Source organism: Pseudoalteromonas sp. A601 (genome assembly GCF_002165575.1).
In the GTDB taxonomy this organism is placed as follows: Bacteria; Pseudomonadota; Gammaproteobacteria; order Enterobacterales; family Alteromonadaceae; genus Pseudoalteromonas.
Genome location: NZ_MXQF01000011.1, coordinates 39,713 through 52,704, shown reverse-complemented (window position 1 = coordinate 52,704; position 12,992 = coordinate 39,713). Strand labels below are relative to the sequence as shown.

The 12,992-nt window shown below is 40.1% G+C and carries 11 protein-coding genes; 4 read left to right on the top strand and 7 right to left on the bottom strand.

Annotated features, from left to right (window positions below):
- Nucleotides 1–19: 19 nt before the first annotated feature.
- The 3 genes from map to B5G52_RS10920 all read right to left on the bottom strand — a co-directional run bounded on the left by map (nucleotide 20) and on the right by B5G52_RS10920 (nucleotide 1,389).
- Entirely contained in the window at nucleotides 20–793 is a 774-nt protein-coding gene (gene map, locus B5G52_RS10930) for a type I methionyl aminopeptidase (protein WP_087532681.1), read from the bottom strand.
- Entirely contained in the window at nucleotides 786–992 is a 207-nt protein-coding gene (locus tag B5G52_RS10925; protein WP_087532680.1) for a ParD-like family protein, read from the bottom strand. The genes map and B5G52_RS10925 overlap by 8 nt, the downstream gene beginning before the upstream one ends.
- A 136-nt stretch (nucleotides 993–1,128) precedes the next feature.
- On the bottom strand, nucleotides 1,129–1,389 hold the full coding sequence (locus B5G52_RS10920; RefSeq protein ID WP_087532679.1) for an accessory factor UbiK family protein: 261 nt from the start codon (nucleotides 1,387–1,389) through the stop codon (nucleotides 1,129–1,131).
- A gap of 114 nt (nucleotides 1,390–1,503) precedes the next feature.
- Here B5G52_RS10920 and rep point away from each other — a divergent pair, with 114 nt between their 5' ends.
- On the top strand, nucleotides 1,504–3,522 hold the full coding sequence (gene rep / locus B5G52_RS10915; protein ID WP_087532791.1) for a DNA helicase Rep: 2,019 nt from the start codon (nucleotides 1,504–1,506) through the stop codon (nucleotides 3,520–3,522).
- Between the two features lie 16 nt (nucleotides 3,523–3,538).
- Here the strand turns inward: rep and B5G52_RS10910 are convergent, their stop codons facing one another.
- The 3 genes from B5G52_RS10910 to elbB all read right to left on the bottom strand — a co-directional run bounded on the left by B5G52_RS10910 (nucleotide 3,539) and on the right by elbB (nucleotide 7,534).
- Nucleotides 3,539–6,115, bottom strand: coding sequence for a diguanylate cyclase (locus B5G52_RS10910; protein WP_087532678.1), 2,577 nt, complete (start codon nucleotides 6,113–6,115; stop codon nucleotides 3,539–3,541).
- A gap of 193 nt (nucleotides 6,116–6,308) precedes the next feature.
- Nucleotides 6,309–6,701 (bottom strand): cytochrome c5 family protein, encoded by a 393-nt coding sequence (locus tag B5G52_RS10905; protein ID WP_087532677.1) that lies wholly within the window; start codon nucleotides 6,699–6,701, stop codon nucleotides 6,309–6,311.
- Nucleotides 6,702–6,883: 182 nt separating this feature from the next.
- Nucleotides 6,884–7,534 (bottom strand): isoprenoid biosynthesis glyoxalase ElbB, encoded by a 651-nt coding sequence (gene elbB, locus B5G52_RS10900; protein WP_087532676.1) that lies wholly within the window; start codon nucleotides 7,532–7,534, stop codon nucleotides 6,884–6,886.
- 551 nt (nucleotides 7,535–8,085) lie between these two features.
- Here elbB and polA point away from each other — a divergent pair.
- From polA to B5G52_RS10885, 3 genes are all read left to right on the top strand, one after another.
- Nucleotides 8,086–10,821, top strand: a complete 2,736-nt coding sequence (gene polA, locus B5G52_RS10895) for a DNA polymerase I (RefSeq protein ID WP_087532675.1) — start codon at nucleotides 8,086–8,088, stop codon at nucleotides 10,819–10,821.
- Between the two features lie 402 nt (nucleotides 10,822–11,223).
- The gene (locus B5G52_RS10890; protein WP_087532674.1) at nucleotides 11,224–11,811 is read left to right on the top strand and encodes a YceI family protein; all 588 of its coding nucleotides are present in this window, start codon (nucleotides 11,224–11,226) and stop codon (nucleotides 11,809–11,811) included.
- A complete protein-coding gene (locus B5G52_RS10885; RefSeq protein ID WP_087532673.1) occupies nucleotides 11,811–12,329 on the top strand; it encodes a DUF1285 domain-containing protein in 519 nt (172 codons plus the stop codon). Before B5G52_RS10890 ends, B5G52_RS10885 begins: the two co-directional genes overlap by 1 nt.
- Before the next feature lie 6 nt (nucleotides 12,330–12,335).
- Here the strand turns inward: B5G52_RS10885 and yihA are convergent, their stop codons facing one another.
- Nucleotides 12,336–12,992, bottom strand: a complete 657-nt coding sequence (gene yihA / locus B5G52_RS10880; RefSeq protein ID WP_087532672.1) for a ribosome biogenesis GTP-binding protein YihA/YsxC — start codon at nucleotides 12,990–12,992, stop codon at nucleotides 12,336–12,338.

Sequence of the window (12,992 nt, the reverse complement as noted above, 5' to 3'; positions counted from 1 at the left end):
GGCTATTTTAGCTATGACTTTACGCGCTTTCTTCTGCGCGTAAAGTGAGTACTTCATAACCATCAGCAGTCACAGCAATAGTGTGCTCCCACTGTGCCGATAGTTTTTTGTCACGCGTAACTACCGTCCATCCATCAGGCTTGGTTTTTATCTTTGCTGCACCTTGATTGATCATCGGCTCGATGGTGAACGTCATTCCTTCTTTGAGTTCTACCCCTGTATTGCGTTTACCATAATGGAGTACTTGTGGCTCTTCATGCATTTGTTCACCAATGCCATGTCCGCAGTACTCTTTAACTACGCTATAACCATTACCATGAGCAAAGTTTGCTATGGCGTTGCCAATATCGCCTAACCTCACTCCCGGTTTTACGAGCTTGATGCCTTGCCACATGGCTTGGTAGGTTTTATCAACCAAACGCTTAGCCAATGGTGAGACATCGCCAAGCATGTACATTTTACTTGAGTCAGCAATATAACCATTTTTCTCCAGGGTGATATCAATATTAACAATGTCACCTGACTTTAAAACGCGTTTAGTATCGGGGAAGCCATGACAAACAACCTCGTTAACAGAGCTGTTTAATACATATGGGTAATCGTATTGTCCCTTACTTGCAGGACGCGCAGTAAGCTCATCAATAATATAGCGCTCAACTAAATCATTAATTTGCATAGTGGTAATACCGACTTGTACATGCTCATCTAAATAGGTAAACACTTGAGCAAGTAAACGGCCAGATTCACGCATTAAAGCAATTTGTTCGGGGGTTTTGATGACGATATCACTCATGTTGAAATTCCTTCGTAGTGACATCAGCTTGCGCCAATTGTTGTTTTAAAATTTCAGCGTAAGTCATAGTGGGGTTAAGCTCAGCAAGCATGCCTATTTTTATCCAGAATTCAGATTGTGAATTGATTGAACGAACCATAGTGCTGCTGGCTTTACGAATTTCTTCGTGCAGTTCGTCGCTAATTTTTACAATGCCCATAAATCTGCCAATATGTAATGTATATATGCTTTGTATATATAGCGTATATTATTTTGCCTATATATCAAGTATAAGTTTTTTACAGGTATTAAAAAAGGCAGCGAATGCTGCCTTTAAAGTGAGCTTGATAAGTTAATTAAGCGTCATCTTTATTAGCTAATTGCTGCTCTAATAAGGCAACTTTCGCTTCAAGATCGGTTAACTTTTCACGCGTACGGATAAGCACTTGGCTTTGTACATCAAACTCTTCACGGCTGACAAAGTCCATTTCAGCTAGTTTATTTTGAATAGCCTGCTTGGTTTTTACTTCAAAAGTATCCGCGAGGTTTTTTACACCTTGTGGCATATTGCTTGAGATTTGCTTGGCGATTTCTTCAATTTTTGCTGGGTTGATCATGTCTATCCCTCGGTGTCGCGTAAAATGATAATAACTAATCTTACCTTATTGGCTAGGCGTATTGTAGTGATTACGCTAAAATTGCCCGTCTTTAATGTAATCTCTTTGGTCGTTATGAAACTCAATCCTAAACAAGATGAAGCGGTAAAATATATTAGTGGTGCATGCCTAGTGTTGGCAGGGGCGGGCTCTGGTAAAACGCGAGTAATCACTAATAAAATCGCTTACTTGGTGCAAAAGTGTGAGTATCAAGCGCGCAATATCGCCGCAGTTACTTTTACCAATAAAGCAGCTAAAGAAATGCGCGAACGGGTGATGCAAACGCTCGGCAAGCAAGAATCAAAAGGACTATGGGTGTCTACCTTTCATACCTTGGGCCTTGAGATCATTAAAAAAGAGTTAAAAACGTTAGGGTTTAAACCGGGTTTTTCATTATTTGACGATCAAGACACCAATCAATTACTCGGTGACTTAACCGAAGACGAACTGAAAAAAGATAAAGATTTACTTAACTTATTGAAGATGCAAATCGGCAGCTGGAAGAATGAACTCATTTTACCAGAGCAAGCTATTCGCGAAGCTCGCGAACCGCAAAAAGCATTGTTTGCCCAGCTTTATGCGCGCTATCAAACGCAATTGCGTGCTTATAATGCATTAGACTTTGACGATCTGATCATGATCCCAACATTGTTATTAAGCACTAATGCCACATCTCGAGAGCGCTGGCAGCAACGTTTTCGCTATTTGCTGGTGGATGAGTATCAAGATACCAATACCAGCCAATATCAACTGGTTAAGTTGCTAGTGGGTGAGCGTGCCCGCTTTACTGTGGTAGGTGATGACGATCAATCGATTTATTCATGGCGCGGTGCACGCCCTCAAAACCTTGTATTGTTAAGTAAAGACTTCCCAGGGCTTAGGCTTATTAAGCTTGAACAAAACTATCGTAGTGCAGGGCGAATTCTTAAAGCCGCGAATATTTTGATTGCTAATAACCCTCATGAGTTTGATAAAAAACTATTTAGTGAGCTGGGTTATGGTGAGCCAATAAAAGTAATTGGCTGTCGTGATGAAGAGCATGAATCTGAGCGAGTGGTAGCTGAAATTATTTCGCATAAGTTTATGAAGCGCACCAGCTATAAAGACTACGCTATTTTGTATCGAGGGAACCACCAAGCCCGTGGGTTTGAAAAATCATTAATGAGCAACCGCATTCCGTATAAAATTAGTGGTGGAATGTCGTTTTTCTCTCGTTCTGAAATTAAAGATATCATGGCGTATCTACGCTTGCTCGTGAACCAAGATGACGATAATGCATTTCTACGTATTGTGAATACGCCGCGTCGCGAAATTGGCACAGTCACGCTTGAAAAGCTGGGGACATTAGCGAATGAAAAACACGCGAGTTTATTTGCTACCTGTTTTGATAACGATCTTAGTTATCGATTGAAAGGGCGTGGCTTAAATTCGTTAGCCGGATTTGCCCGCTGGGTGGTTGAGTTGTCTGATAACGCTGTACGGGGCGATACGCTCGAAGCGGTAAAAGACTTGATCAGACAAATTAACTACGAAGCTTATTTATACGAGTCATCACCAAGTGCCAAAGCTGCAGAAATGCGGATGAAAAATGTGTCAGAGTTATACCGTTGGATCACCGATATGTTAACGGGGGATGCAGATAATCCACCTATGACACTGGCCGAAGTGGTAAGCAAACTAACGCTGCGCGATATGCTTGAACGTAATGAAGAAGAAGATGAAAGCGATGCGGTACAATTGCTAACACTTCATGCTTCAAAAGGGTTGGAATATCCGTACGTGTTTATGGTGGGAATGGAAGAGGGGTTACTGCCGCACCAAGTCAGTATTGATGAAGAAAATGTCGATGAAGAGCGTCGCTTAGCGTATGTGGGGATAACCCGTGCACAACAAGAACTGACCATGACTTATGCGAAAATCCGCCGTCAATTTGGTGAAACGTCACAAACGGAGTTGAGTCGCTTTGTGCAAGAGTTGCCACAAGATGATTTAGCGTTTGAGAATAAAAAGGCGCCTAATACTCAAGCAGAGCGAATGGAAAAGGGTCAAGCACGCGTTGCAAACCTGCGTGCTATGTTGAAAAAGCCTAACTAAGCAGATTTCAGGTTAACTAATTTAGTTGTTGCTCGCTGCTATCAAGAGCTGAGTCTGCAGTGGGCAGCATATTAATTGCATGTTGCCTACCAACAAACAAAGATAGGCCATGAGTGTCTAGTAAGGCTCTAAAATTTAAAATTGAAGGGCCTTTTGCGATCACTTTAATGTGTTTAATTTTAGTGATTGCTAATACACCTTGTAATTGCAAATCGTAGCTTTGTTGTTGTAAAACGCGCTTACTAAATGTTGAGCTTAGCAGCAGGTAGTCAAAGTTAAGCTCAGTTAATAGGTTTAACTCGCAGCGGTCTTTAGCAAAGTCATTTAAGCCAATTGCATAGCCATGAGCACTCAATTGTTTCAGATTATTTAGCTGCACGGCTGAAGCATATCTAATTTCTTGTTCATTAAATAATAAGCAAAGCTGTTTTTTATTTATTTGCCCTTGTAAGGTTAGGCACAAAGCTTGAAATTCAATTTTTTCCAGCAATAATGCAGAACAAGGCAATAATACTACGCCTAAACCAGCCGCTTTCGCTTGTTTGCAAGCTTGATCTAGCAGCTGCAGTTCCACATCGAGTTGCTGTGCTTTGTCTGCAGCAAATTTTTTCAAAATATCAAAACTGGTGCTGCCAAGTACTGGATGTTCACCAAATGCTTCTATTAACACTTCTGATTGGAATTGCTCATTCAGGGTAATGATTTCAGAGCTGCGAAAATGCATAGGTAATGCATCGAGATGATGGCTAGCCTCAAACTCCTGATTATTAGCAGTAACATTGAGTAACGGGTGGAAAAACTCAAAGCGACTGCGACCTGCATTTTTAGCGTAATACATGGCTGCATCTGCATCACGAATAATTTCATCGGTATGCTTGTAATGTGTTTTTGAATAGGTAATGCCCACACTGGCACCACTTTGCACACAAATACCTTTCATGCAAAATGGTTTTTTCATAAGCTTAGTTATACGCTTTGCAACGTCTTCGGCTTGCTGACGCTCTGTTAGGTGAGTTAATAAAATAACAAATTCATCACCTCCAAGACGCGCTAATAAATCGTGCTCACGGATACATTGCGAAAATGATTCAGCCACCCCTATTAAAAATTGATCGCCCGCTTGATGACCGAGTTGATCGTTAATGTCTTTAAATTTATCTAAATCTATAAATAATACCGCAAACTCTTGCTCGGGGTAGCGCTGATAGTGCTGTAACGTTTTTTCAAGCTGGGTCAAAAATAAGCTGCGGTTTGGTAAACCGGTAAGCGAGTCGTGGTGGGCATCGTGATATAAATGCTGCTCAATTTTTTTCCGCTCTTCAATTTGCATCTGCAAATGCATATTGGTTTGGCGAATCTCTTTGGTTTTTTCAGCGACGCGATGCTCAAGACTTTGGTTACTGCGTTTTATTGCTTGGCTTGCTAAATGTGTTTGTAATACGCTCGCAATTTGGTGAGAAACAAAGGTAATTAACTCACAATCATCGTGATTAAAAATATGCTTATTTTGATAAGCTTGGCAAACAATTAAGCCAATAACTCCTTGTGAGGTTTTTAGTGGCGCTCCTAACCAGCTGGTTGCTATTTGCTGCTCTGGTACTAACTCTGGGCGCTCAACAACACCACTTTTTATTAACTTTTCAGCGCGGGTTGAATCAATTAATTGCGTTTTCTCAGTACTTAATACTAGCTCGCTATAACCTTTGGCAAAAGGACGAGGCTGGGTATTGGGGTTAAATTCGTCGACACAATAAGGAAAGTTTAACCAGCCTGATTTCTTGTCATACAGAGCAATGTACAAGTTTTTAGCGTAAGTGATTGATTTTATTATCTCATGAACTTGCTGATAGACTTCTTCTATATGTTTGCTCTGGGTGGCAAGTTCAGATATTTTAAACAGAATATGCTGACGTTCTAACGTTTTTTTATGTTGCTCAACTTCAAGATTGAGTGCTTCATTACTTTGTGTCAGGGCGCGAGTTCGTATTTTTACCTCAGACTCTAATAACTCACGTTTTTTAACCCGCTCAATTGCTGTTGCAAGGTATAAAGACATGACTTCAAGCAGCTCTATTTGTTGCTCTGAATAACTTTGTTTTTTATCGTAACTTTGTGCTACAAGAACGCCGATTATTTGTTTTTCTCGATAAACAGGTACACCTACCCAATGTTCCGCTGGTGAGCCAAGTAATTTAAAATGCCCTGTGTCAGCTGCTTTCTGCATCTCATTACCTTGGTAATAAATTGTCTTACCTTGCTTGAATACATAACCTGTGACACCTTGGCTAAAGTTATGATCTTGGTTTAAAGGAATAGATATACCGTCTTTTTCATCGGCGAAATAGGATAGCTCTAAGGTGTTTGTGAATTGATTTAATAATACAACGTAAAAACTTTTACTTGGTACATAGTCTTGCAAAATATTGTGGATTGCAGGGTAAAGTAGGTTTAGTTCGGCAACTGTACTTGCTTGCTCTGATAGCTGTATCAGGGCATTTTGTAGGTGATGTGATTGCTTGTACTTTTTAACTAAAGCGGATAAACGGGCATTCTTATGCTCTAGTTTTTGTAATAAAGCTGCTTTATCTTCCACTGACGTTAAACCGACTGTTTTTATTGTATAATTATTACACTCATATTTTCATTTTTTAGGTTAATCGTCAAGTAGATAATAGTATTAGAAGAAGATAATAATAATTCATTATAAAATATTAATATTTATAGTTTATCTAACAAAAAAGGCTGGTAAAAACCAGCCTTTTGAATTTAAAATAAATAATTAAGTATTACTTTTTAGACATGAAATCAATGGCAGCTTGTAATTCATCATCAGAACAATCCATACAAGTACCTTTAGGGGGCATTGCATTAAAGCCGTTAATTGCATGATTTAACAGAGTCTCAGCACCCTTAGCTAAACGAGGCGCCCAATCCTCAGCTGATTTTGGCGCGCCTAGTGCACCTGTGCCATGGCATGCAAAACATGCAGCTTGATAGACTTGTTCACCAGAACGAGGACCTGTTGGCACTTCAGCAACTGCTGCTTTATCGCCTTCAAAGTAAACGGCACCGATAGGTGCGATACGTTTTTTGATCGCATCTTCAGTCATAGAGTTATCATATGGTTGTGCGTATGCGGTGGTTGCTAGCAATAATAATGCTGCTGATAGTTTTTTCATTTTGCCTTGCTCACTTCGATTTGAACGTGATCAATCACGATAGATGACGGAATTTAGAACGATTATAACGCTTAGCTGCAATTTATAAAACGCTGCAAGCTGTTTTTATTTTGAAAAAACGACATTTTTTGCGTTAGCGCAAAAAATGTCGTTATAAAATTCTCTCATTGTTCACTAATGGCTTAACACATTTTAATGACTGCTTTGACAAGCTTTTCAATACCTGCATCGGCATCTAATATAGATTGCGCAAGCATATACGCAGGCGTTGTAACTACTTTATGTTGTTCATCAATAACAATCTCATCCACAGAGCAGTTGATGTGTTTAGCGCCTAAGGTGTTAATAGTTGATGCTGTGTCAGCATCATTACCAATGGTGGTTTTTACACCTGCTTGATAGATCAGTGGGATCATTGCTGGTGCTATACACATATAACCAGCAGGTTTAGCCATGTCAGCAAACTGTTTGCAAGCCTGCATTACCTCAGTATTCATTTGTGCCTCAGCGCCTTTAATTGCAAAATTACACAAGTTTTTTGCTGCACCAAAGCCGCCAGGAACGATCAGTGCATCAAAGTTATCTGCATTGAGCTCGGTTACTGGTTTAATATCACCACGGGCGATACGAGAGGCTTCGACTAATACATTTCGATTTGGCGTGATTGGCTCGCCTGTGAGGTGATTAATTGTATGTAGTTGTTCTATGTCTGGGGCAAAACATTGATAGCTTGCATTGGCTTTGGCTATATGGAGTAATGTAAGTACTGCTTCGTTTATTTCTGCACCATCATAAACACCACAACCAGCTAAAATTACAGCAATTTTTTTCATAATGAAGATCTCCTTGAAGTTGATACGATTAGTCTAGCATGCAGCAGAGTCAAAATAGAGATCAGCGAATTATAAAAATAAATTTATTCCAAATACCAGTGTAGCAAAGTGAAATCGCGGTATATGCTTTTTTTAAAGTCACTAAAGAGGAAAAAATTATAAAGGATCACTATGATCTTTGATCCATTATGGTAGAATGCTCGTCCGGTTATTTAGAAGGGTAAAAAATAACCGTTTGCTAGGTTACACGAAAAGGCCATATATTAGACAAGTACAAGGGAAGTAAATAAAAAAATTGCTTTTCCACATTGGCCTAAAAAAAATAAAAAAAGAACGTCGTATTATCTTTTTATATAAATCAACTGGTTATAATTTTTCTAAGTGCTTTTTGCTGCTTTGGAAGAATTGACTGTGTTTGTTATCTACAAAGTTATCCACAGCTTGCTATTATTTAAAGCCTTAAACATAACCTAATTCAAGTCGTTTTATGCGTGTCCTTGTGGCATGCTTATAATTATTTCGTTTCATCTCATTTAGGATCCAATTACATCATGGCTCAGATCCCCGAAAATCCACTTATCTTAGTTGATGGCTCTTCATACTTATTTCGTGCGTATCATTCGCCACCACATTTAACTAACTCTAAGGGCGAGGCGACGGGTGCCATTTATGGTGTGGTAAATATGCTCAAAAGCTTGATCAAACAATATGATCCATCTCATATGGTGGTGGTATTTGATGCCAAGGGTAAAACATTCAGAAATGATATGTATAGCGAATATAAAGCTAATCGTCCCCCTATGCCGGATGATCTGCGTACGCAAATAGCGCCATTACACAGTATTATTAAAGCGATGGGATTTCCGCTGATCAGTATTGAAGGTGTTGAAGCTGATGATGTAATCGGGACTTTCGCACGTATCGCTACAGAGCAAAAGCGTCATGTATTAGTATCGACAGGTGATAAAGACATGGCTCAGCTAGTAAACGAGCATGTTACTTTGATCAATACCATGACCGATAGCATTTCAGATCCGGTTACTGTGGTTGAAAAGTTTGGTGTTGGCCCAGAGCTTATTATCGACTACTTAGCCTTAATGGGTGATAAAGTAGACAACATCCCTGGCGTAGACGGTTGTGGTCCAAAAACTGCGGTTAAGTGGCTGCAAAAATACGGATCATTACAAGGTGTGCTAGATCACGCCAGTGAAATCAAAGGTAAGATTGGTGAAAAGCTAGCGGCCGCAATTGATCATTTACCATTGAGTTATGAATTGGCAACTATAAAATGTGATGTTGAAGTTGAATCCGATCTCGATACATTTAAATTACAAGAGCCAAATAAAGATGAGTTAATTGCATTATATGGTGAATGTGAGTTCCGCCGTTGGTTAGCCGAATTATTAGATAACCCTAAAGATACAGATACGCATCTTGCAGTGCCAAGTGAAGCAAATGAATTACCTAAAGTGGATGATGCGCACTACGAAACCATTTTAACTGAGCAGCAACTCGACACATTAGTTGAGCAATTAAATGCAGCCCAATTATTTGCCTTTGATACAGAAACAACCAGTCTAGATTACATGCAAGCGCAATTGGTTGGTATGAGCTTTGCGGTAAAAGCCGGAGAAGCAGTTTATTTACCTGTGGCTCATGATTATCCGGGTGCCCCTGAGCAATTAAGCTTAGATACGGTAATGGCTAAGATTGGTCCTATTTTGGCTGATAAAAATAAAGCCAAAGTCGGGCAAAATCTTAAATATGATAAAAGCGTATTAGCTAATGCGGGTTTTGAGCTAAAGGGTATTAAGTTTGACACTATGCTTGAGTCGTATGTCTTTAATAGTGTGGGGACTCGCCATGATATGGATTCATTGGCACTTAAATATTTAGGCCATAAGAACATTAGCTTTGAAGAGATTGCCGGTAAAGGTAAAAAGCAATTAACCTTTAACCAAATTGAGCTGGATAAAGCCGCGCCATATGCCGCGGAAGATGCAGATATTACGCTGCGTTTACACCAAGTATTATGGCCAAAAATTGAAGCTGATGAAAAGTTAAAATCAGTATTTGAAGAAATCGAACTACCGCTTGTTAGTGTTATATCTGATATTGAACGCACCGGTGTTGCGATTGACAGTAAAATGCTGGCTGCGCACAGCCAACGTTTAGGCGAGCGTTTACTTGAGCTTGAAAAAGAAGCCTTTGAGATTGCCGGCGAACCATTCAATTTAAGCTCGCCCAAGCAGTTGCAAGTATTGTTGTTTGAAAAACTTGAGCTACCAATTATTAAAAAAACGCCAAAAGGCGCACCGTCAACTGCAGAAGAAGTGCTGCAAGAGCTTGCTCATGATTACCCGCTACCAAAAGTAATTATTGAACATCGCGGACTATCAAAACTTAAATCTACTTACACCGATAAGCTACCATTAATGGTTAATGAGCAAACTAACCGTGTGCATACCTCTTATCATCAAGCGGTAACGGCAACAGGACGCTTAAGTTCAACCGATCCTAACTTACAGAATATCCCAATTCGTTCAGAAGAAGGACGTCGCATTCGTGAAGCATTTGTCGCAGCAGATGGCTATAAAATTGTTGCTGCCGATTACAGCCAAATTGAACTGCGTATTATGGCGCATTTATCACAAGATAAGGGCTTACTAAATGCTTTTGCTAATGGCCTAGATGTACACAGTGCAACAGCCGCAGAAGTCTTTGGGGTTGAGTTAGAAGATGTAACCACCGATATGCGCCGTAAGGCTAAAGCAGTTAACTTTGGTTTAATTTATGGTATGTCGGCATTTGGCTTAGCGCGTCAACTTGATGTGCCACGCCATGAAGCACAACATTATATTGATAAGTACTTTGAGCGTTTTCCTGGTGTTTTAGACTATATGGAATCAACTCGCGAAAAAGCTGCAGAAAACGGCTACGTTGAAACTATTTTCGGGCGACGTTTACACCTGCCTGAGATCAACGCGCGAAATGGCGCACGCCGCAAAGGTGCAGAACGTGCAGCTATCAATGCGCCAATGCAAGGAACAGCGGCAGATATTATTAAAAAGGCCATGCTTACAGTGCATAAGTGGGTCGCTGAGCAAGCGCCTGATACCGTTAAATTACTGATGCAAGTACACGATGAATTAGTCTTTGAGATCAAAGCAGATTGTACCAAGCAATATACCGCAGAAATTTGCCAGTTAATGTCACAGGCTGCTCAATTAGATGTACCGCTAATTGTTGAAGCTGACAGCGGTGATAACTGGGAGCAAGCGCACTAGTGCGCTAAAGCTTAGGTTAATACATTATATTAAGATAAAAGCGCCCGAGGGCGCTTTTATTGTAACTAAAAGGTAAATTTATCGAACAATATGTGTTCAAGCGTTATTTGTTCATTAAATCGAACCAAAATAGAGGGTTTTTAATTTATTTTTAGGGCTGATTTTGGTAAAGTCCGCGCCGTCCTCATCCTGTAGGACATCCTGTTGATGATGCACTCGAAAGGGTGCAACTTATTGATAGCTTCTCCCCAGTTTGCTATACCGGCCCTGCATTTATTTGTTGGGCCGTTTTTTCTTCTGTTATCTTATAAAACAACCTAACTTGAGCCCACTTCTATTTATTGCACTTCACAGTTGAGGTGATACCATTGAATCTCATTTTCATTTTGAAAGGATTGCGTCGTGATTAAATCAATCGCTGTTTTAGGTTTTTCGTTAGCAAGTTTATTAGCAAGTAACGTAGCGTTTGCTGATTGGCAGTTAAATAATGAGCAAAGCAAGGTGAGCTTTGTTTCGATTAAAAATAACAGTGTTGCTGAAGTGCACCATTTTAAGGCGTTGTCAGGGAGTCTAACTGAGCAGGGTATGTTTAAAATCGATATTGACTTGTCATCTGTTGAAACAATGATCCCTATCCGCAATGAACGAATGACTAAGTTACTATTTGAAACGGTTAAGTTTCCTGCGGCTACGTTAACAGCAGATTTAAGCAAGCACTTAACGACTATTATCCCAGGCCAGCATATTTTAAAAGGTATAAAAGCACAGCTTGCTTTTCATGGCCAAACAAAAGAAATCACCACTGATGTGCTTGCTAATATGTCGCCAGAAGGTGACGTAACTGTGTCATCTGTATCGCCTATTATTATTAACGCAGCTGATTTTGCAGTGACAGGTGGTATTGCGCAATTACAAAAATTAGCTGGATTATCAGCTATTGCGACGGCTGTGCCTGTTAGTTATTCGCTGACTTTGAGCAAAGATAAGTAATGTTATCGGTTTCTGAGCTGGCGGCGAGTTTGTCACAGCCAAGTAAACCCTTTGAACAGTGGCAACCTACCGAGTGTGGTACGTTGCCAATTGTTATTGATAACAACGGCAAATGGCATTATCAAGGTAGTGAAATATCTCGTATCGCTATGGTTAAGTTGTTTGCGTCAGTATTATGCAAAGAACAAGATACGTATTATTTAAAAACGCCAGTAGAGAAAATAGCGATCACCGTTGCTGACGCACCATTTGTTATAGTTAATTGGCGTTATGAGCAAACAGCACAAGGCGACGTACTGTGTTGTATCGATAATATTGATCGGGTGTGGTTAGTAACGAAAAAGCAGTTTTTGTACATGCAAGACTATCAAGGAACAGCAATACCTTACTTACAATTACCTCATGGTTGTAGCGCCAGAGTTGCACGAAATGTGTTTTATCAGTGGGCTGAACAAATAGCTCAAGCTGATGAGCAAGGCTATTTTGTTCAATCTGCAACGCAGCGGTTTTATTTATAACAGCTATTAAGCGTCTGATTCAGGCGTTTGCTCTGTAGGCGGTACTGCAACGATTGGTCCTAAGTACCATTCATCAAGTTTTTTCGCCAGCTCAGGTAAACCCGTTCCTTTAAGTGATGAAAACGCATGAACGGTAATATCACCTTCCAAACTGCTTAACTCACGACGAACTTGAAGTACTTGTGCTTTGCGTGCACCTTGCTTGAGCTTATCGGCTTTAGTTAATAGTGCTAAAACAGGGATCTCACTGCCTATTGCCCAATTAATTAAGTCTAAATCTAAGTCTTTTAAGGGGTGGCGGATATCCATTAACACCACGATGCCTTTTAAGCTTTGACGTTTTTGTAGGTATTCACCGAGCGACTTTTGCCATTTCTTCTTCATTTCGATAGGCACTTTAGCGAAACCGTAACCCGGTAAATCTATTAAACGCATATTATCAACGTTTGCTAATTCAAACGTATTGATAAGCTGTGTTCGCCCAGGCGTTTTACTTGTACGGGCAAGTTTTTGATCAGTAAGTGCATTTAGCGCACTTGATTTACCAGCATTAGAACGACCAGCAAATGCAACTTCAATTCCCGTATCATCAGGTAATTTAGTGATATCTGGAGCGCTGGTAACGAACGACGCAGTGTTGTATTTGATACGAGATTTAAGCAC